The following is a 20,036-nucleotide window of genomic DNA, read 5'->3' as shown; positions in this document are numbered from 1 at the left end:
CGCGATAGCGGCATATCGGAATCAAAAAATATGATGTTCCAAAAATCTGGCGCTGGCTGGAACGGGCATTGTTACGCCCAAAATCAGGGAATAGCCCTTTTTATACACAATAGCGAGTCTATTTCTACCACTCTGGAAAATGCGCAACGCTTAGCAAAACCAAGACAAAACGTATTGACGCTGGCGGGGCATCTGGCTTATCGTTTCACCGTTGCCGCAAAATCGGCGACCAGGTTTAGCAGCCTGAATGTACAAGCGGACGACCGCTTTAGTTTCATGCGGTTTTTTTACGTCCGTAAACCATGTTATGCCCAAATTATGGTGGGGCGTAATGGGGGAGCCTTCGGGCTCGCCGGTTTCTTGTACGCCGGTCTGCTAACCCTGTTACGTCCCACCACCCTGTTTAGCAGCGGAGTGGTGGGGTTTTCAAACCCGTACAAGAGGCCACCGCTATGGTTGCTACCCCTACCCCGTTTCACCCTCATTTCACCTTTCTCTTTCTGGCGGTCTACCGCACAGCGCCGCACGAAAAACCGCACCGTAAAGCCATTGTTGCCCCAAATGAGCGATCCGCTCGTCAGTATTTTGAGCCTGATTTTATTCTGTTCTTTGCTGGTCGCCTTCCCGTCCAGGAGGTGCGTCATGTTTGATAACACACCGCTGGAACAGGAAGAACTGATCGACCAGTGCCGTGCGTTGGCTTATGCCATCGTGGAATTAAGGGAGCCGCAGGCAAAAGAGATCCTGATGTTCATTCTTGCCGAACGGCTTGATGCGCTGCATCGTGCGCAGGAGGATGAAGCCGCATGAGCAACACGTTTATTCAAGACGTGCGGGCAAAAGCCAACGGCCATTGGGAAGGGATTTTGCAGCGATTAGGCATCTCGACCAATCGGCAGGAAAGTGAATGCCCCAACTGTGGCGGGAATACCCGCTACCGTTTTGACGATAAAGAAGGTCGTGGAACCTATTTTTGTTCTCACTGCGGTGCAGGAACCGGGCTAGATCTGGTGATGAAAGTGAATAAGTGTGGCGCGAGACAAGCAGCGGAACAGGTCGCCAAGGTGCTGGCGCTTCCGTTGCCCGTCATTACCCCTGCCAGTGAAAAGCCGGATCATCGTATAATAACCGAACGAGTAAATTCGCTGGTGGCAAAGGCGGTATCCGGTCAATCTGACTATCTACTGAATAAGGGGCTGCAACGCCCCTCACTACTCTTAAATGATGGTTCCCTGTTGCTGGTGCTGCAAAACATGGACGGAACCGCCACTGGCGCACAGCTAATCAAGCCTAATGGCGAGAAAAAGCTGATTGCCGGTAGCCGCAAGAAAGGCGCATTCATTCCCGTTAGTACCCTACCCGAACACGCGGACACGGTGATCATTGCCGAAGGTTACGCTACAGCGATTACGGCATCGTTACTGATGCAAGGTGTCGCTATCAGCGCATTAGATAGTGGGAATCTGATCCACGTTGCGCGGTCTTGTCGTGCTGTCTGGCCGAACGCCAAAATCATCCTTGCTGCGGACAATGACAACAAACCTGATGGTAGTAATACCGGAAAAATCGCTGCTGAAAAAGCGGCACTGGCGGTAAACGGTTGGGTGGCACTCCCGCCGATAACTGAAAAAGCAGACTGGAATGATTACTACCAGCAACATGGCGCGGCGGAATCGATATCGGCTTTTGCCGCTTCACTTTATCAGCCTGGACAAAAACAGCAGCCGTCTTCCGCTTCCCCCTTAAAACCTTACGCAGATATTCGTCATGGTGGGCTGTATTGGGTAGAGCCGAAGACTGACCATGACAGCGGCGACATTATCGAGCGTGAGAGCTGGCTGTCTGACCCTATTACGGTAGCGGGTATCGGATCGGATGAGTCAGAACGTTATCTGGTTTTAAGCTGGACGCCAAGCGGTGAGAACCAACCCCGCACCGAAGCCATTCCAATGCGAGATATTGGCGAACGTGAAGGCTGGGCGCGATTACGTGCGGGTGGGCTGGCAGTCACGGCCAAAGGCGGGTTACGGGCAATACTGGCCGATCACTTGTGTCGCAGTCATTCGGGTTGTCGCTGGGCAATCGCCATCGCCACCGGCTGGCAGTATGGCGCTTACCTGATGCCGGACGGTTCCGTTATCGGTACGCCGAGCATTCCCGTCTTGTTCAACGGTAAATCGGGCGCGGCCAAAGGTTATGCCACCAGCGGAACAGCGCAAAGCTGGCGCGAAAACGTCGCAGCATTGGCACAGGGTAATCCCTCCATGATGCTGGGGATCGCCTGCGCCTTTGCCGCACCGCTTATCGGGCTAGTAAACGCGGACGGGTTCGGCGTCCACCTGTTTGGCGGTTCCTCTGCGGGCAAAACCACCACTAGCAATATCGCCTCTTCCGTCTATGGCGATCCTAATGCGCTTAAACTCACGTGGTACTCCACCGCGCTGGGGCTGGTGAACGAAGCCGCCGCTCACAATGACGGTTTTATGCCACTGGATGAAATCGGGCAAGGCAGCAATCGTAAAGCCGTGGCCGATGCCGCCTATACGCTGTTTAACGGCGTGGGTAAGATTCAGGGAGCCAGAGAAGGCGGCAACCGAGAGCTAAAACGCTGGCGGGCAATGGCGTTCAGTACCGGCGAGATCGACCTGGAAAGCTATATTCGCGCTGATGGCGGGCGAGTGAATGCCGGTCAGTTGGTGCGCTTGCTGAACGTCCCGATCACCAAAGCGACGGTATTTCATGGCTATCAGGACGGCAAAGCCCATGCCGACGCGATCCGCGATGCCAGCAACGCCCATTATGGCGCGGTCGGTCGGGCATGGATCGCCCACCTTGCCAGCCAGAAAGAAAATGCGCTGGCAACCTATCGTGAAACAGAGCGGCGCTGGTTGTCACTCTTGCCCGATGATGCAAGCGAACAAGTGCGACGCGTGGCGTCACGTTTTGCCGTACTGGAAGCGTCTTTGTTGCTCTCAGCCTCTTTTACCGGCTGGACAGCGCAAGAATGCCACGATGCGCTACAACACAGCTTCTATGCTTGGGTAAATGAATTTGGCATGGGCAACCGTGAAGCCAAAGCCTGGGTAGAACAGGCTGACGCCTTTTTGCACCAGTTTGGCTACAGCCGCTATTTACCTCACCCCAACCCTGATCCACGCGATTTACCCATTAAAGATCTGGCAGGTTATCGGGTGAAAAAGCCAGGAGCCGATACGCTGGTATTTCACACCTTCCCCGCTGTGTTCAATAACGAAATTGCCGCTGGTGCCAATGCCACAGCGTTTGCGCAGGTGCTGGCCGATGCTGGAATGCTGGACAAACCCGCCAAAGGCATCACACGTAAATCACTGCGGATTGACGGCAAGCAGCCGCGCTTTGTAGTGCTCATGACGCTCGACGACGAGGAAGAGTAAATCACACGTAAGGTAAAATAGGGTCGGTTCGGTAGGTTCAGTCGGTTCATTATTTTAATGCTTTGATTTATCATTATTTTTATTTGAATAGTGAACCGACCCTGAACCGACTTTAGCCATTTTGAACCGACCTAATCAAACGCCCCTTTTCTGGCTGGCTTGATGAACCGACTTACACACCGCGTGAACCTACCCATAGGTCGGTTCAATTCTGAAAATAATTACCCTATCTATCAATCAGTTGATTACGTGAACCGACTGAACCTACCGAACCGACCCACTTTTGCTTATCTATAAGAATTTGCGCACACAAAAATCATGATGGGTTAAACCATCGCCAGCAAGAAAGTGCGCAAAACGACACTGAGCGGGTGCGGAAAAATGCGCAATATGGTACGCAGTTGTGCGCATTGCTGTGCGAACTTTGTACCTCGCTGAAACCCGCGCCACGCCTCATTTTATTCAATTTGAAATCAATTTTTTGGTCGGTACGCATGTATAGAAATGCTAAGGTTTTTTGCGCAGTCGGCACGGCGGGATATGGTATGGGGAATGTGCTTAAAATGGTAGATTGGGGACGGTTTCGATCTATGACCGAGTCAAACACTACTAGAGATCGGCTAAACTCGACGGCCTGCTATGTGCCAAAAGCGGAAGCTGGAGTGCCAAAGATTCTCTAATAGTGGATGGGTAGTTTTGCAGCAGGGTTTAAATAGTGCTTCGCTTGCTGCCTTTTACTTAGGTTCTGACGAATACTTTTTCATATGTAGTTCATTGGTAATATAAGGAATATTCTCTTTTTTTTGTTTCTCACCTTCATGTCTAACCACAAAGGCAAATGAAAATATTGCTGAACGGGTAATCTGAATCAACTGACCGAAATGATGAATAAACTCATCCTCTTTGATAAAAAGAATATCTTTAATCAATTCATAAGACTGGTAAAGATCTTCTGCTTTATCACTTTTGTGTACCACCAAAAATTTATGCTCTAGACCATTGCGCCACTCTTTATAAAAAGCCAATTCGCCACCTTTATTTTTATTCAGGTCAGTAGCAATGCTGTATAATGCTAAAAGTCCAGGTGACTTTATATCTTCAAACCGTTGTCTTCTGTTATCAACGTCTAACTGCCAGAAGCTTTGAAAATAGATATTTTTCTGTAACCCACCCTTCTTTGCAGGTGGATAAACTTTGTAAAGTTCACAGATACATACCGCAATCTTATCGAGAATACCAAAACACAGACGAAATGCCGTTCTGATCTTCTCAATATCAATGCCTAAGATCTCGTCATTATGTAACTCCAGAAAATGGCATTCTTCTTTAATTTCATCCGTATCCTGAGGGTAAAGGTATTCAAAATAGAGATGGCGGGCAAGTGAAAATTCCGATTTAAAGCGGTTTAACGCCATCTCCATTGGAATAATAAAATCACCGGTTACACCAGAAGAAGAGATGACAAGATTATCGGTGGCACTCCCCACACAGGGGCAATAAAGACCGTGCTCGGACAGCGTCAGATGATTTATTAGGCAGAATTGCCTGTATGCACTCAATGCGTCAAACTCCTGTTGCGTGAGCATGTCATCATGCTCGTCCGTTTCGCCGTCTGCTGATATACATTTTTCTATTTTATCGTTTGTTTGTGCTATGCGTCCAAGATAGAATGATTTCCATTGTGGAGGGATTTTTTTGGAAACAGATGCATTAATATAACCTTTTCGTATCTCCTTCAATTGCTTAATGGAGTATGAAGATGAAACAAGGTTTAGCTCAATGAGCGCGGCAGAACGATTGACCCAAGACTGTGGTATATCTAATCCCTTGTGATTAGTGAGATCATAATATCTCAGTGCCTCACTCAGCCTAAATTGGCTTCTTAGCGAATTGGCCAGATTAACGGACAGTTCCGCCTGAAACTCTTCGCTCTCTTGTGAGGAGAATCTAAAGGCTCGCCAGTAGATGTTTTTTAACGAAACAAGTTCTTCTATTGACTGGAATGTGTGGTCGTGAGGATTATCGACACTTATCTTATTAGATAAGGCATTACCATAATTATAATAAAAATGGCTCTCTCCTTGTACATGTGCTAATGCTTCCTTGTTATCATCCATCAGCTTAAAACCAAGCTCTGCTGCATTTTTATGGTTGCTCATTTGCCCAATATCAACAAGACCGCCAGCCACATTCCCCAGCACTATAAAATAATTTTCACCCTTGACCGTTATTTTTCCCAGTTTTTCCAGGAATACAACGGATTGCTGGTATGCCAGGTCAAAATCACCACAGTCAACCAGTCGGTGAATATTGAGACTTTCATCTACAAGTTCTTTTGTAATCATGATTCACTTTCCTTACTTAGATGATTTTTGCGTTTCAACAGTCGAATTAGCCTCACCTGATACGTCAATTACTATCGCAGACAGGCGGTCTCGCTTAACCATTGGCACAGCTTCATTAAGAATGTCCTCCATTGTAGTGGCGTTTACTGGGGGTGGCGTGTCTTTCGCCGGGCGAGGGATAGCGTTTGGTCGAGAAGCACCAAACCAGAAGACCAGATAGATGCCGTAGCCTGCGGCATCGGGATTGGTAGTATAAAGTTGGTCCAGCTGCTCGTTAAGCGCGCTCCAGACGTCCCGGTGATAATCACGCTTTATCTCAATGGGGATCTTTATTCCTGGAAGTGAAATGATGATATCAGCCCTTTTACCCGAAACCATGTGGCCTTCTGGCTCACAGGTTATTTGTAACGGATGGAGTCGTGCTCTAAGCAGCTCCAGAAAAAAATTCCGACAGCTCTCTTCAGGCTTAGGCACTAAAATTTGACCATTGCCATTCTCATTCCAGAACTGTTTATAAATATCGGTATTTTCATAAGTAATTCGGTTAGCGATATCCCGCAAATGATCTAACAATAACGCATAGAGATCCATTACATTAGCTGGGGTCTGATTTTTCAGCGTATTCAACGCTTGCTTCCAGTTAGTGTGTTGAAACTGTGATTCCCGATACCGCACCTTCTGGTTACTTTGAGCGTGCAAGAGATAATTCCGATAACTTGTACATTCTGGCAGTAATAATAAACGTTCAAATACTTCACCGGCATCGTATGAGGAAAAAGAAGAAACGTCATCAATCAATCTTTTGATAAAATCAGCATACTCCCAATTGTTTGCTGAGTTAGAGTCGTTACTTGCAACTCGATCTGCATTAGGAAAATGAGTAGCAGAGACAGTGATGATAGCTTCCAATTGTGTTAGTGATAAACGCTGCTCACTACTCCCACGGCCTCTTTTCGCCTTACCAGATAGTTGACGAATAAGCGCTATCATTTCCGCCGTGGATTTTGATTCAGATAAAAATCGATCCTGACACTTGTCTGGAGCGAATAAATAAGCACATACCAGCCAAATTTGATAAGTTGGCTTTTTAAGTTTTGAGGGTTGCGCTATCATCAACTCAGATAACTGCAACAACTCTGCATGACTCTCAGGATGCGCTAACAACCACCCCATCAGGTTTTGTAAATGAAGAACATCATCAGGGTGCTCTTTAGCTAGTCTCATAACTAAAGGAACGGCATAGTCGATTGGAATGTAGGTATCATTTAACAGATAGTTAAGTGCACGGATATCTTGCAACTGATTATTAATACAGAAATTGATAATGTGGTAATAGGTTTTGATGAAAAATGCTGTTTTGTTAAGTATCACATCCCTTTTCCACGGTAATGAATAATCACTTACAACATTATTGTCTTTGGTGGAAAGTGCTAATATCACATCCAGCGCCAATAGCGATGTTAACAAATCTTCGTTCCATTGTTTAACATCAGGATGTTTTTTAAATAACTCATCGCTTCCTGCCAGTACCGCATACCACCATTTGTAATACTCCCTCTTCAACAAAGCACAATTCACCTCGTCAATTGTGGGCAGATCTGAACGATTTAAAATCGCTAAAAGACCGGATATCGCATCAGTGACGTTTTCGGCACCTAATATGTCTGCACAGCGCTGCACTGGCGTCAATTTGTCATCAACATCGCTGTATTTTGAATAGTAAATATAGGAAATATGTTTGAGCCACTCCAAATGTTGGCCCGACACAATTTCTTGACGACATAACTCAAAATTGAGTCTATCTTCACAACGAACCTCTTCCTGTTTTTTCTTATTTTCTATTCGGCTGAGGTTCTGCTTTATTCGCCAATCGTCAATTTCGCAGATGATGGAAGTGTCAAACACAGTAAGTAACTGCTCATTTGAATGGCAATACGCAGAAAGAAAATCAAACGTATCTTGGGGGGGCGTGTCACAACGATAAAGAGTTGCAAATGCCAGTCGATAAATACATTCGATTTTTTCTGAATCACTTTGGGCATGGGATAAATAGTGGATAAAACGAGCCAGCAAAAGCTCATCAGGGACAAGATGGAAGGTGCTTTCAGAAAATTCATGTAAGAACAAGTATCGAGTATCATAGCGTGTAAATGAGATAATGGCGGCGTCTATAATATCTTCATATTGCCAGCTACGATTTTTTATCTCCTGAACGATAGATTTCTGCACATTGTCATAACTGCGATAGTGGTGATTATGGGAGTAGCTATAGAACACTTTTAGGCACAACCATATCTGAGATGCGCTGTAACCACTCTTCTCGCTTAGTATCTGCAATAATCCAGCTTCCAGAAAATGCACAATCTCAGAGTGATTTTTAGCTGAAGAATACCAGTCATTACTGTGAGCGGTGTGGTACCGATCGAGATGCTCAAAGATAGCGAGCAGATCAGCTGTCGGTACAATATCATTCAGTCGCCATAATGATCCTATCGGTAATCGTTCGTTGGTTATATTTAATGTATCAACCAGCAATTGTGCTATATCCTGCGGTACAAAGTAATCTTGATAGAGCAACTGAATAATATGGTTACGCAACCGGATGCTATCGTGATTTTTGTCTTTTAATTCCGCAAAAAAACGTACCGAAAATTTCTGACCAGACACTCCAAAATGGATTAATGCCGTTATTGCTTCCTCTTTTTCCGCATACGAGGAATCCTTCGATTTTGCAATATTAATTAAGTCATCACTCAGTGCGACTATCGGTGTTGTTACCGATAAGGATTCCAAAACGATCATCCGCAGAGAAAATGACGAATGAGGATCGCGGAATATCTGTCGCAACAGTGTTTCCATTTCTACTGTCACGAAGCCATTCAGATATGAATTGAGACCGTGATTTCTAAACCAGGGATCACGTTCTGAAAGTTTTGACAACGCCACCAGTAAATTTTGTTTTTCCACTGTCGGTAATGAAGCAGCATCGCCATAGGTCAGAACGCCGTAAGGATCAGCTTCAATGAAGACTTGGGCGTATTGCGGTAAAAAGACCGCTAGCCATGCGTGTAAACCTCTCAATTCTGAAGACGGATATCCCTCAAATCCCAGCATACTTCTCAAACGTCCCATGGGTAGCCCTTTGTCAACGATCCCGGCTAACCATTTTGCCGCTAAATACTCAGCAATTGTCCTGTGGCTGTACCCAACAGTCTCAAGCTCATCTCCGGCAGAAAAAACCCGCCTCGATAACGCCGCTCTAATTATTTCATGTGAGAAGAACGAGATGGTTCTGTAACTGGGGTATTCTGGTCGGATATCGTTCGGAAGCAGAGAAACCCCGGAAACATCACTCAATATGCACAACGCGCAAATTGATCCAGCAGGATACTTTAATTCGTCGCAGGTATAAATTCCTGAAGTTAGCCGCGTATGCTCTTGGCTATGTTCAGTTAAAAGGAACTGTGTCGCAGAGTGGAAAAGTTCAGACCTTGTACGGGGCCAATTTCCTTCTTTAACTGCTTCAGCCAGCATTAGCAGATTTTGTGGGTTGTAAAGAAATTCGCTGGCGGCATGTTTTTCTGCTTCAGCCAGAAACGCTTTAGGGTGTTCTACACCATTAGCTTGTAGAATCACAGTCTGCTCTTCTTTTGAGAGCGACTGCAAATGTAAAACAACATAGCCTCCCGTCTGCTCAAAATAGGGTAAAAATGCTGACAAGTCTGATTCGCCTAACCAATCCTGAGAGCGACAAGAAATTCTGACATTTTGTGGCGTTTGGGAAAAAAGCCTACGGACGATGTCATCTACAACATCACTACTGTTACTGGCACTCCTCTTCTCATCTAATGCATCGATGAATAACGTTTTCTGATTATCAATCGGTACGCCACTTAAGAAATGACGTACTGTCAGATATTTTGCCTCTTGTAATGTCGCAAACTGTTTGAAGAGGTGCGTTTTTCCAGCACCAGGATCACCAAGCAGAACAATGTTCGGAAAGTGAGAATAATCACTAAATACCACCGTTTGGGTATCTTTATCCTGTTGAGGATAGATTTGCCTGACTTGCCTGTTTAGCATTCTATAGGCTCCTGAGTATCTATTTTTGTTCTACCAAATCTGTATGGCAGGTTTTACTCCAAATTTACCATAGACTTTCTGACCTGCACCCCATTGGGTAAGACAACTCAATGTTAGTCCTGTAGTTGTTGGAGTTGCTAACTTCCGATCCTCGTTCTTAACAGACGATCAGCGATTAATTCACACTGGCGCAGAGAACGACATTCCGGCTACCACTGAGTAGCCACTTGCCTCTCTCTTCCCAGCTCACTACAATGTATACAAAACACACAACGTAGTGAGGTGAGAATATGGGCGTCATGTCCGTTCGCTTAAATGATGAAACAACCGCGCAACTTGATGCACTGGCTAAAGCTACAGGGCGTACCCGCTCTTTTCTGGCTGGACAAGCCATTGAAGATTATCTTGCGCGGGAAGCCTGGCAGATAGCAGAGATTGAGCAGGCCATTAAAGAAGCCGATGCAGGCGATTTTGTCTCATCAGATGAGATGAACAATCTATTTAAAAAGCTAGGAACGGCAAGACATGGAAATTAAATGGCTGCGTAAAGCTGCGGCCAATTTGGAAGCCGAATACCTCTATATCGCGCAAGACGATCCACAGGCTGCCAGCCAGTTCGTAGATGAAGTCCGAAGATTAACGGAATTACTACCGCAACAGCCAGCAATGGGAAGGCCAGGCCGTGTGCCAGGAACGCGTGAGCTGGTATTAACGCACTATCCCTACATCATCCCCTACCGCGTGAAAGATAATATGATCCAGATTCTGCGCGTCTTTCATACGCACAGACGTTTACCGTCAAAATGGTGACAACCTTTAACGAACGTACATCCACAGACTAACCGCCATGCAACCATGAAAAACGACAAAAAACACACCCAACAATCAAGATCGTCTGGCTGGGGCGGGAAACGTATCGGCGCGGGCGCTCCAATTGGTAACACCAATGCAGTGAAACATGGGGAACGCAGCCGCCAGGCATTCTTTCCATTGGCTGGTGATAATGGGCAATTCACGCCGTTGCAATTGCTACGTGTAAGAAACCTACTCCTTGCTGAACGTGTTGGCGAGTTGATGCACAGATCGCTTTCTTTGGGTACAGCCGAGTGGCGTGAGTTTATGTTGCTAGATGGGATTTTATGGCAACACACCCGAAAAATGATGGTGTTGGAGCGTCGTAAAGCAAAATTAAATTTACAGCACAGATAGCGCTAAAAATCAGAGTATCAAACGAAACTCTACAGTCATGCGCAGGCTATTTCTCATGATGACTTTTCGTTTTAGTTATACGTTTAGTTATATGATAAAAAATAGAATCACAATCAAATCAATATAAACAATCAGTTAACCTATAAATTCAACTTCTCTCGTGCCCCACAGAAACCCGCATTCTCACTGAGTTTGCGGGTTTTTTGTTGCCTGTTATCTATCGGGATACCCCGTTTACAGCCGGAAATTTTAGTTATACCGCCCCATATAACTACAAAAGCGTATAACTACGATGGCTCGTATAACTACCCCACTCACCAATACCGAGATCAAAGCCGCCAAACCTGCCGAGAAGGAATACACGCTACAGGACGGAGATGGGTTGTATCTGCTGGTGAAATCAAGCGGCTCTAAAATCTGGCACTTTAATTATTACCGCCCTGATACGAAGAAACGTGCCTTAATCAGCTTTGGTTCATTCCCTGCGGTTTCTTTGGTAGAAGCCCGACAACGGCGTGAAGCGGAAAAGGCGCTGATAAGTAAAGGCATCGACCCTCAATTCCACCAGCAACAGCAGCGCGAACAAGAGCAAGCCATCAACCTAAACATATGGGGGGAATGATCGAGGTCACTACACATCAGGTGGCAAGCGTCATGGCCGATAACAGCGATGATAATACCTCTATCACCTATTGTACCGATGACTTTCCCCTATTACCAGAATCTGAAATAGAAAGCTATCTGCAAACCATCTTTCAGGCGGTAAAGTTCGGTATCATCAAACCGAACAGGGCGTCCAACACCAGCGCGTGAGGCGATACGTCCAATACTTGGACAACACAGATTGATGTAGACACTATTCGAGCGCAATACACAGATCTACGATGCCACATTTCTTGCCGCTGATATCTGGCCGTGGGCTAATCAATTACTTTCCGATGATTCGCCCTAGTATGGCTTTTCCGATCCCAAAAAAGACACTCCATTACCAGAAAATTGGGGCGAATTTGCTAACCGTGATACCGCATTGCTTCTTATCGCTGGTTTATCGAAGCCGCTTGAAGGTAAAAGCGGCGGTGTTTATAAATGGGGTAACAAACTAAACCAGAAAAAACTCGCAGAACATGCAGTGCTGGCGGTAGGTTCGGTGCTCGGTGAAAACACGCCGGATAAAACAGAGTCTTTTCGTAAACTGCTCAAAGCGGCACTAGGTTTTATCACTGTCTATGAATGAAAATATAACTAATTAATATCAGGCTAATATTATTGATAGTTTTATTCTCTTTTAACTATTGACATAGAAGATAAAACAGTTAAATTACGTATGATAACATTCATATTTTATCATCATATATTATAAATACCGTGTTTTCCCATAAATACTCTATTAGACTCTTATCTAAGGATTTTCATGTCTATTCATTTTGACGTCATTATAAACTCTCAAGATCTATCTATCGACATGAAATCAGGATTAGATACTCTCCAAGGAGTATCAGATTCCACCCGTTTTATAGCGGAAACAGTTCTTGAAGAAGAGGTACCTAAAAAACTTCTTCATAAAGACAATGTTAGGACAAATTTAAAGAAAAATTTCAAAGGTTCCTACGGACAGATATTTAGCATTGATTTTTATGATGATGTATTAAAGAAAAGATTTAACAGGATAGGAAAATCTACTTTTGCAGAAATCATATCTTACTTTATAAATGAGTCTCTATATCTTGAGTCAGAAGATTTATCAAACAAGGCACAAAAAATAGTCGATGGACTTGGTGAAAAAGCAGATGAATTGGTAAGACAACTACGAGTTTCATCATTAGAAAATGCACACGAAATTGCAATTAAATTCGACCATAGTATAAAAATAAGATATAGAAAAAGCTCAACCGAGCAAATAGAACTAGCTCAACTTAATAAAAATACTGCACTTACATTTAAAGCACAAGAAAGTAAATCTCAAGAAGACATCATCGCTGGCATAAGTCGTCTAAACATTAACACAGGAAATGGAAGGTTATTGATAAAAGGTTCATCTGAAACTATCGCCTTTGGTTTTCTAGTAAAATATAAAGAAGTAAAACTTGAAGCTAAAAAAATATTCTCTAAGAATCTAGATAAAAATAATGGGTTATCAAGTGATTCATGGGTTTATCTTAAACTGAAAGCTCAGCCAGTTAAGCTTCAAGATGGAAAAATAATAAAATACATGATAACTGGCATATACAATGATGCGTAAGTACATCTTAATAGCTGCAATCGCCTCAGCAACCGTCGCTGGGGCTTACTTTACTAATTTTTACTTAATTTTGGAACATACTATTTCTAATGATACTGCTGTTTGGGGACAGCTAGGTGACTATGTCGGTGGGTTATTGAACCCAATATTAAGCTTCCTATCTTTCATTATAGTTATTAGATCATTGAATACTCAGATAGATTCAAATAAAATATTAAAAGATGAATTAGAAAAAACAAAAAAAATAGAAAAAATAAAGTCATTTGAATCTCATTTTTTCAACATGATTAATTCACAAAGTCTTTCTTTTTCATTATTCCAAATTGAGATGATAGAAAACGATGAAGTTATCAAAAAGAAAGGTACTGATGCAGTCATTACTATTGAAGATGAAATAGAAAAATACAGATCTCTTAATATCAATAGTGAAATGATGATAAAAAAATTCCTAGAGAACCTTGATGAAAAAGATCAAATATTTAACATAAGCAGAAGTTTTTATATAATTGTAAAGCTTGTATCTGAAAAATTAAGTGATGATAATGGATTTAACTCAACGGATAGACACTCTCATTTTATGACATTAATAAACTTTACAGAGTTTTCTTTGCTGCGATTGATAATGATATGTACTCAATTCATGGACTATCATTCATCAAATTATTTAAAATCAAACTCTGAATTTAAGAAAGCATTAGAAGAGGTAGAGCTAAACTATCAATTATATTAACAATACGTAGGGTAGTATAAAAACGCACCGAGCATTCATACATAATTAACCATTTTTATTTCAACATTACCACATTTTTCTCCGCAAACCCGCTTAACTATCTGCTCTGACCGGGCAATTCCAGTTCTATTGGAGGCAAGTACGCAAGTACGAATGAACCTGCTCGATAGAAAAAATCCTATTAAAGAAAGAGGTGAAAGCTACTCGCTACGTTAGTTCGGACTGTAAGCACGCCCGCTTTAGTTCCACACACTTTTTAAGATTCCCATTTTTTGACTAGGTCTGCCTGTCGGTTATTGCCAAAACAGATTTTACATACATGACGAAGCATTAATAAATAAGAGCTGGCCATAGCAGCGCATTCGTTTCCATTTCACATAGGCCGTAAATCTTAGTAACGCATCTGGCACCGTCCAGTCATTTAGCTTCGGCACCGTCTGACGCTATGCTTTTGATTCATTGTCAATCGCGAGGTTGATCATGCAGCATGATGTCAGATTTGGTCGTATAGCAACCGTGTTACCCGTCAAAAACATCTTGGTTTCTCAAGAGTTTTATATCAATGGACTGAATTTTAAGAAGGTTTTTGAAAACGGGGAGCCAGTTGGCTTTATGATATTAAAGCGTGAAGAGGCTGAATTACATTTGACGCTTCAACCACAGCATAAAGCGGCCTCTTATCCTATCGCACATCTTCTTGTGGATGATGCTAATGCCTTATTTACCCTTTGTCAGGAAATTGGTGCCAAGATCGTTAAAGGCATCCAAGATAAAGATTATGGCATTCGAGCATTTGTTTTCGCTGATCCGGATGGAAATCGTATCGATGTCGGACAGATCCTGAAGAAGTAATCAAGCCAAGTGTTATATGTGAACCGGTCGCCTATAAATGGCGACCGTACTACGGTGAAGCAGAGAGATGTAGCCCCCTGGCATTAATCGACAACAAACAGCTTAGCGCCGATCTCAGTGTAGGAACGATGGGCTTCAGCGTTATCCGCAACCTGGTAGCTCATTCCCGGTTTGAGGACAAAAACACGACCATCATCTAATTCCGTATGAAGTTCACCTTCAAGGCACAGCAGAATATGCCCTTTTGAGCACCAATGATCGGCCAGATAGCCTGGCGTGTACTCAACAATACGAACCCGAATATTATCAAAGCGCTGTGTTCGCCAGTAGGCGATCCCTGTCTCACCCTGATGTTCGGTGGGCTCTATTTGCGACCAGTCAGTCGTACCAAACGGAATGCTTTTCATGTCCATATTACTGCCCCTATTTTTTAACGTTATCGGTTAACACTCCGCTTACTCTTCCGGCAAGCCATCCCGCCGGCACATCAGCGTTTGGCGCCACGGTTCCAGGGCATTTTCATCAACAGTCTTGCCATGCCACAAAAACCCGTGATCCCTGCAAACAGCAACCCTGCTCCGACAAAACCAGAAAGCAGGAAGAAAGCGCTGTTTACGCTGTAACCCAGTAATACACCTCCCAGAATAAGGACGCCAGCGGCGATTTGAACCTGCCGCATGAGTTCAATCGGTTGCTTACGATTCACTTCCGTCGGAAATCCTGCCTTTTTCCATGCGGTCATTCCCCCTTCCAGAAGAAATACCGTTGCGGGTGAAACCGCCTGCGCCAGCAAGTCGGCATTCTGTTCCGAGCGCATGCCAGACAAACAATGGAAAATCACAACCTGTCCTTCTTTGCCATCATCAGGAAGGACATACCCGGCAGAGGAGTTCAGTGGGTGCAACCTTGCCTGTGCGATATGCTCGCGGGCATATTCTTCCGGCTGGCGAATATCAATGAGCACCGCACCTTCATCTAACAATTTACGAGCCTGAGCGGGTGAGATAGCAAGTGGCGTTGGCATGATCGTAATCCTCTTTTTGAGCCGCTGAAACCCGTCATCATGCATCGTTCAACGAGGTATTCAGTCAGCAAGGAAGGTGATATCGCTGACTGTTTGCGTGTCACCACTAGTTTAGATGAAACTAATTAAGTAAAATCTAAATTAAATACTGGGCACGTGCAACAACTTTCCACGCGGAGAAAGCAATCCAGACTGGACATCGATTTAGTGGCTGATACTCTGTAAACAGAAACGCTATTTTAAAAAACAGCCATGCTGCCGCGATCGCACAAAATGGATCAGTAACGGTATGGATAAGTCACTGTATGCATAAGTACTGTGCAAAAATAATGCTATTTGCAAGCCACCTTGTGGCTCTATTTACCGTGCCGACTGGGAAACTTGAGATACCGCCAAGATCGTTTCATGAAAAAATTAAAAGATACCGACTGGTATAAAAAGCGTTACTCCAACCGCGTTCTCTTCTGGAGAGAAATCTCACCGCTCGCCTTCCCGATCTTTATTGAAGGCCTTTGCGTCGTGTTGATGGGGGTTTTCAGCACCTTCCTGGTCAGTTGGCTAGGGAAAGAGGCCATGGCAGCCGTCGGCCTGGCTGATAGCTTCAATATGGTCATCATCGCGTTCTTTACCGCCGTCGCATTAGGGACCGCCGTTGTTGTCGCGTTCAGTCTGGGACAGCGCAACAGAAAGCAGGCACGATCGGCCGCTCGTCAGTCAATGTCATTACTGGTTCTGTCATCGTTCCTGTTGGTCGCACTGGTTGAATTCGCCGGCTCAGCGATTATCGATCTGATCGCAGGACAGGCCGACGTACAGGTTAAAGCACTTGCCCTCACGTTCCTTCGCTGGACGGTATGGGGATATCCTGCTGTCGCTATCGCGTTGGTAGGCTGCGGCGCGTTGCGGGGCGCGGGCAATACCAAGTTGCCTATGGTCATCAACATTGGGATGAACATTCTCAATATTGGCATCAGTAGCCTGCTGATTTACGGGGCATTTTCCTGGGATGGTCTTGGCTTTGTTGGCGCGGGCATTGGTATTACCATTTCGCGCTATATCGGCGCGGTATTCGTGATTCTTACGCTGATGCACGGTTTTAACGGTGCGCTGCGTATTCCCTTCAAGTCTTACTTTGCGCCTTTTACCCTGTCTATCCTCTATGAAGTACTCAGTATCGGTATTCCCGCCAGCATTGAATCCGTGATGTTTAACATCGGCAAGCTGATTACCCAGCGTTTTGTGGCAGATATGGGAACCGAGGTCATCGCCGGAAACTTTATTGCTTTCTCCATCTCAACGCTGATCAACCTTCCCGGTAATTCACTCGGTGCGGCTGCCACCATTATCGTTGGTACACGGCTAGGGAAAGGCCAAATCATGCAGTCCACTCGCCAGTTGAAGCACATCTTCTGGCTGTCCAATATCGGGCTGTGCGTCCTTGCCGTCCTGTCGGTGCCCAGTGCCAGCTTTTTGGCGTCGTTTTACACCAATGAGCCGGAAGTTATCGAAGTGGCAAAACATCTCCTGTGGCTCAACGCACTATTTATGCCGATCTGGGCGGCGTCCTGGGTGCTTCCTGCTGGTCTAAAAGGCGCGAAAGACGCCAGCTACACCATGTGGGTAGCAATGGCAGGCATGTGGGGATGTCGGGTCATCGCGGGATATATCCTTGGCGTGATGCTCGGTTTTGGCGTGATCGGCGTGTGGATGGGGATGTTCTTTGACTGGATTGTACGCGGGTTCTTCTATTACCGCCGCCTGATGAGCGGACGCTGGCTATGGCGCTATCGCTCTCCAACAAATTGATGATAGCGAGCGGGTTTCCGCTCGCTGACAACACAACAAACCGCTTAGCGACTCGGGCTCTTCACCGGAGCAAAACGGGTCGCCATGATAATCAACACGACCACACCAACAGTCATGATCATCCAGGCCTGTTCCAGACCCGCCGTATGCTGACGAATGAAACCGGCCAGCAAAGGCATCAGGCTGGCGAGGATGTAGCCACCGCCCTGCACAAAGCCCATCAGTGAACCGGTTTTATGTGATTCGGTCACCTGATCCAACGCCACAATCAGCGATAGCGGGAACAGCGCACCAATGCCAACGCCCAACATGATAATGATGGGATACGTAAACGTCAGCGGTGCCACAATCAACCCAATCATTCCCACCAGCATCACGGTCAGGATAGGAAGCAGCAGCTTGCGTCGATCGGGAAAACGATTGATGAACGTTGATACCAGCAGGCCGGAAATTACTTCCGTCAACGTTAATCCGCCCAGCATCAGACCACTTTGCGTCGCATCTAACCCCAATTGAATGTAATACGGCGGCAGCCATGCCAGTACCAGCGTATACGCACCCGTACCAATGCCGAAGAACACCATCAGCAGCCAATCCATTCCGCTTCGGCGCGTTGCTACGACGGCCACCGCATCCTGCTTCGCGGTATACGCTTTAGGGATACACCGCCAGGCCACCGCAGCCACCAGCGCCACAATTCCCCAGCAGGCCAGCGCACTTTGCCAGCCCCACGTATTTGCCAGCGGAGAAACCGATGAAGCCGCAAACGCCGCACCGGTCATAATCGCCGTCGTGTAAAAACCCATGAGGAGACTGCTATGGCGACCAAAATGGAGCTTGATAAACGATGGCACCAGCGCCTGAATCAAGGCAATGCCGATTCCAGCAAGCGCAGCGCTAACCAGCAGCGCAATACCGCTATTCAGCCACCAGCGGGCACTACACGCCAAGGCAATGACCACAATGCCCAGCGTGATTCCCCGATATTCACCAAGACGCGCCTGCAACTGGCCGCCATATAACGCACACCACCCCATAGCGAACACCGGGAGCGTAGTTAACATTCCCGCCATACTGTCATCCAGGCCCGTTGCAGCCTGAATCTGATTCAGCAATGGGCCAATCCCCGCCAGAACAGGACGTAAATTCAACCCCAACAGGATAATTGTGAAGAACAGAAAAGCCCGCGTGCGGGCCGTTGATGTCACTGCCATGTATAACCTCAATAGCTTGAGTAAATCACTACGACTTGATGAACATTATCTTCACATAAAGAATCTTAACGTCAAGATAAAATCTTATGGCAGACCAATACCGCATGAATTTGATCAATGCCGATAAGCGCATTCGGATATCAACCGACTGGAAAGTGACTGATGAAACTCGACACAGGTTTGACAAACAGCCATAAAAAAATCCGCCCTAAAAAGAGCGGATTCTTTCGACACAGCTAACACCAACGCTGAGGGTAAAAACCCTACAGGGTTAGATTAGAAGCGGTAACCTACGCCAACAGCCCAGACACCAACGTCAACACTGCGGATACGGCTTTGTTCGTAACCCACATCCAGAGCAACGTCTTGGATTGGGTTGAACTGAACACCTGCACCGTAAGTGAAGCCGTAATCGTCGTTGCTTGCGTTATCCTGGCCATTGATGTTGTTGCTTGTTACTTTACCATGGCTGAAACCAACAACGCCGTACAGGCTTGCCCAGTCATTCAGACGGTAAGCAGGACCCGCAGTGAAGCCCATGTACTGGCCTTTGTTGTAGAAACCGTCATCACTACCATTTTTTTCCAGGTAGGTGAACGAGCTAATAACGCCCAGTGGGTTATTATCTTGCTCATAACGATATTTCAGGTTAAAACCTTTAACTTTATTTTGTACGCCCTGAGCATCACCCTGAGCATAGCCTGCAGTTACAGTGCTTTGACCAGCAAATGCAGAACCTGCGCCAACGGCTAATACACAAGCCAGAGCGGAAAGACACGCGATTTTTTTCATATTTACAGCCTCGAATTTATTTTATGAAAGACTAACTAACGGAGTAAATATAACAAAGAAGTTCGGGACTTGCCGCCCTATAAATATTTATCAATTAGACTTTAGATGTAACAAATATTGTCAGACTCGACATATCATACTAATTATATTGGGTTTTTTATTGTGACAGTTAGATTAAAAATAAATTCACCACACAGCAGTAAAACAGATAATTCTGAATTTCCCGCTCAGTTTGTATGCTCATTGTATCGCACAAAAACGTACCAATTAAATGATGCGTAAATAAAGGTCAATAAAAGTCAATTCATACCAGACAAATTGTTTACAAT

17 protein-coding genes and 1 pseudogene are annotated in these 20,036 nt (G+C 45.3%); 12 read left to right on the top strand and 6 right to left on the bottom strand.

Annotation, left to right across the window (positions count from 1 at the left end; all coding sequences use genetic code 11):
- Positions 1–30 precede the first annotated feature (30 nt).
- Together H4F65_RS22095 and H4F65_RS00685 are read left to right on the top strand one after the other, a co-directional pair.
- Positions 31–810: a hypothetical protein gene (locus tag H4F65_RS22095; protein ID WP_423143367.1), complete on the top strand. Its 780-nt coding sequence runs from the start codon at positions 31–33 to the stop codon at positions 808–810.
- Positions 807–3,413: a TOPRIM and DUF927 domain-containing protein gene (locus H4F65_RS00685; protein WP_010286539.1), complete on the top strand. Its 2,607-nt coding sequence runs from the start codon at positions 807–809 to the stop codon at positions 3,411–3,413. The genes H4F65_RS22095 and H4F65_RS00685 overlap by 4 nt, the downstream gene beginning before the upstream one ends.
- A 734-nt stretch (positions 3,414–4,147) precedes the next feature.
- On the opposite strand, the gene H4F65_RS00680 is transcribed toward H4F65_RS00685, so the two are convergent.
- Together H4F65_RS00680 and H4F65_RS00675 are read right to left on the bottom strand one after the other, a co-directional pair.
- Positions 4,148–5,758: an LA2681 family HEPN domain-containing protein gene (locus H4F65_RS00680; RefSeq protein ID WP_010286542.1), complete on the bottom strand. Its 1,611-nt coding sequence runs from the start codon at positions 5,756–5,758 to the stop codon at positions 4,148–4,150.
- A 12-nt stretch (positions 5,759–5,770) separates the two neighbouring features.
- Positions 5,771–9,841: an NACHT domain-containing protein gene (locus H4F65_RS00675; protein ID WP_010286543.1), complete on the bottom strand. Its 4,071-nt coding sequence runs from the start codon at positions 9,839–9,841 to the stop codon at positions 5,771–5,773.
- 290 nt (positions 9,842–10,131) lie between these two features.
- On the opposite strand from H4F65_RS00675, the gene relB reads away from it, so the two are divergent.
- The 9 genes and pseudogenes from relB (at position 10,132) to H4F65_RS00635 (ending at position 14,871) form a co-directional block, all read left to right on the top strand.
- Entirely contained in the window at positions 10,132–10,377 is a 246-nt protein-coding gene (gene relB, locus H4F65_RS00670) for a type II toxin-antitoxin system RelB family antitoxin (RefSeq protein WP_010286544.1), read from the top strand.
- A complete protein-coding gene (locus H4F65_RS00665) occupies positions 10,367–10,651 on the top strand; it encodes a type II toxin-antitoxin system RelE/ParE family toxin (RefSeq protein ID WP_010286547.1) in 285 nt (94 codons plus the stop codon). Before relB ends, H4F65_RS00665 begins: the two co-directional genes overlap by 11 nt.
- A 45-nt stretch (positions 10,652–10,696) precedes the next feature.
- Positions 10,697–11,050: a hypothetical protein gene (locus H4F65_RS00660; protein ID WP_010286549.1), complete on the top strand. Its 354-nt coding sequence runs from the start codon at positions 10,697–10,699 to the stop codon at positions 11,048–11,050.
- A gap of 292 nt (positions 11,051–11,342) precedes the next feature.
- Positions 11,343–11,669: pseudogene (locus tag H4F65_RS00655) on the top strand (integrase arm-type DNA-binding domain-containing protein); the annotation flags it as partial.
- Entirely contained in the window at positions 11,669–11,863 is a 195-nt protein-coding gene (locus tag H4F65_RS21785; RefSeq protein WP_010286273.1) for a hypothetical protein, read from the top strand. The pseudogene H4F65_RS00655 and the gene H4F65_RS21785, both read left to right, overlap by 1 nt.
- A gap of 214 nt (positions 11,864–12,077) precedes the next feature.
- A complete protein-coding gene (locus tag H4F65_RS21780) occupies positions 12,078–12,284 on the top strand; it encodes a hypothetical protein (protein WP_010286275.1) in 207 nt (68 codons plus the stop codon).
- A gap of 177 nt (positions 12,285–12,461) precedes the next feature.
- On the top strand, positions 12,462–13,289 hold the full coding sequence (locus tag H4F65_RS00645; protein ID WP_010286278.1) for a hypothetical protein: 828 nt from the start codon (positions 12,462–12,464) through the stop codon (positions 13,287–13,289).
- Complete coding sequence (locus H4F65_RS00640; RefSeq protein ID WP_010286279.1) at positions 13,279–14,019, top strand: hypothetical protein; 741 nt, start codon at positions 13,279–13,281, stop codon at positions 14,017–14,019. The genes H4F65_RS00645 and H4F65_RS00640 overlap by 11 nt, the downstream gene beginning before the upstream one ends.
- 480 nt (positions 14,020–14,499) lie before the next feature.
- Positions 14,500–14,871: a VOC family protein gene (locus tag H4F65_RS00635; RefSeq protein ID WP_010286282.1), complete on the top strand. Its 372-nt coding sequence runs from the start codon at positions 14,500–14,502 to the stop codon at positions 14,869–14,871.
- Between the two features lie 83 nt (positions 14,872–14,954).
- On the opposite strand, the gene H4F65_RS00630 is transcribed toward H4F65_RS00635, so the two are convergent.
- Together H4F65_RS00630 and H4F65_RS00625 are read right to left on the bottom strand one after the other, a co-directional pair.
- Positions 14,955–15,284 (bottom strand): DHCW motif cupin fold protein, encoded by a 330-nt coding sequence (locus tag H4F65_RS00630; RefSeq protein ID WP_010286286.1) that lies wholly within the window; start codon positions 15,282–15,284, stop codon positions 14,955–14,957.
- A gap of 74 nt (positions 15,285–15,358) precedes the next feature.
- Positions 15,359–15,895, bottom strand: a complete 537-nt coding sequence (locus H4F65_RS00625; RefSeq protein WP_010286288.1) for a rhodanese family protein — start codon at positions 15,893–15,895, stop codon at positions 15,359–15,361.
- Positions 15,896–16,300: 405 nt separating this feature from the next.
- Here H4F65_RS00625 and H4F65_RS00620 point away from each other — a divergent pair, with 405 nt between their 5' ends.
- Complete coding sequence (locus H4F65_RS00620; protein WP_010286290.1) at positions 16,301–17,701, top strand: EmmdR/YeeO family multidrug/toxin efflux MATE transporter; 1,401 nt, start codon at positions 16,301–16,303, stop codon at positions 17,699–17,701.
- A gap of 44 nt (positions 17,702–17,745) precedes the next feature.
- On the opposite strand, the gene H4F65_RS00615 is transcribed toward H4F65_RS00620, so the two are convergent.
- Together H4F65_RS00615 and ompX are read right to left on the bottom strand one after the other, a co-directional pair.
- Complete coding sequence (locus tag H4F65_RS00615) at positions 17,746–18,915, bottom strand: MFS transporter (RefSeq protein WP_010286292.1); 1,170 nt, start codon at positions 18,913–18,915, stop codon at positions 17,746–17,748.
- A gap of 276 nt (positions 18,916–19,191) precedes the next feature.
- Positions 19,192–19,707: an outer membrane protein OmpX gene (ompX, locus tag H4F65_RS00610; RefSeq protein WP_010286294.1), complete on the bottom strand. Its 516-nt coding sequence runs from the start codon at positions 19,705–19,707 to the stop codon at positions 19,192–19,194.
- Between the last annotated feature and the right edge of the window lie 329 nt (positions 19,708–20,036).

This window comes from Pectobacterium brasiliense (assembly GCF_016950255.1).
In the GTDB taxonomy this organism is placed as follows: domain Bacteria; phylum Pseudomonadota; class Gammaproteobacteria; order Enterobacterales; family Enterobacteriaceae; genus Pectobacterium; species Pectobacterium brasiliense.
Note: the sequence above shows the minus strand (reverse complement) of the source record. Positions and strands in the feature narration are given on the sequence as shown.

Excerpts from the sequence above, each read along its gene's own strand:
- H4F65_RS22095 (WP_423143367.1), top strand. The coding sequence starts at position 31 with ATGATGTTCCAAAAATCTGGCGCTGGCTGGAACGGGCATTGTTACGCC.
- H4F65_RS00685 (WP_010286539.1), top strand. The coding sequence starts at position 807 with ATGAGCAACACGTTTATTCAAGACGTGCGGGCAAAAGCCAACGGCCAT.
- H4F65_RS00680 (WP_010286542.1), bottom strand. The coding sequence starts at position 5,758 with ATGATTACAAAAGAACTTGTAGATGAAAGTCTCAATATTCACCGACTG.
- H4F65_RS00675 (WP_010286543.1), bottom strand. The coding sequence starts at position 9,841 with ATGCTAAACAGGCAAGTCAGGCAAATCTATCCTCAACAGGATAAAGAT.
- relB (WP_010286544.1), top strand. The coding sequence starts at position 10,132 with ATGGGCGTCATGTCCGTTCGCTTAAATGATGAAACAACCGCGCAACTT.
- H4F65_RS00665 (WP_010286547.1), top strand. The coding sequence starts at position 10,367 with ATGGAAATTAAATGGCTGCGTAAAGCTGCGGCCAATTTGGAAGCCGAA.
- H4F65_RS00660 (WP_010286549.1), top strand. The coding sequence starts at position 10,697 with ATGAAAAACGACAAAAAACACACCCAACAATCAAGATCGTCTGGCTGG.
- H4F65_RS21785 (WP_010286273.1), top strand. The coding sequence starts at position 11,669 with ATGATCGAGGTCACTACACATCAGGTGGCAAGCGTCATGGCCGATAAC.
- H4F65_RS00645 (WP_010286278.1), top strand. The coding sequence starts at position 12,462 with ATGTCTATTCATTTTGACGTCATTATAAACTCTCAAGATCTATCTATC.
- H4F65_RS00640 (WP_010286279.1), top strand. The coding sequence starts at position 13,279 with ATGATGCGTAAGTACATCTTAATAGCTGCAATCGCCTCAGCAACCGTC.
- H4F65_RS00635 (WP_010286282.1), top strand. The coding sequence starts at position 14,500 with ATGCAGCATGATGTCAGATTTGGTCGTATAGCAACCGTGTTACCCGTC.
- H4F65_RS00630 (WP_010286286.1), bottom strand. The coding sequence starts at position 15,284 with ATGGACATGAAAAGCATTCCGTTTGGTACGACTGACTGGTCGCAAATA.
- H4F65_RS00625 (WP_010286288.1), bottom strand. The coding sequence starts at position 15,895 with ATGCCAACGCCACTTGCTATCTCACCCGCTCAGGCTCGTAAATTGTTA.
- H4F65_RS00620 (WP_010286290.1), top strand. The coding sequence starts at position 16,301 with ATGAAAAAATTAAAAGATACCGACTGGTATAAAAAGCGTTACTCCAAC.
- H4F65_RS00615 (WP_010286292.1), bottom strand. The coding sequence starts at position 18,915 with ATGGCAGTGACATCAACGGCCCGCACGCGGGCTTTTCTGTTCTTCACA.
- ompX (WP_010286294.1), bottom strand. The coding sequence starts at position 19,707 with ATGAAAAAAATCGCGTGTCTTTCCGCTCTGGCTTGTGTATTAGCCGTT.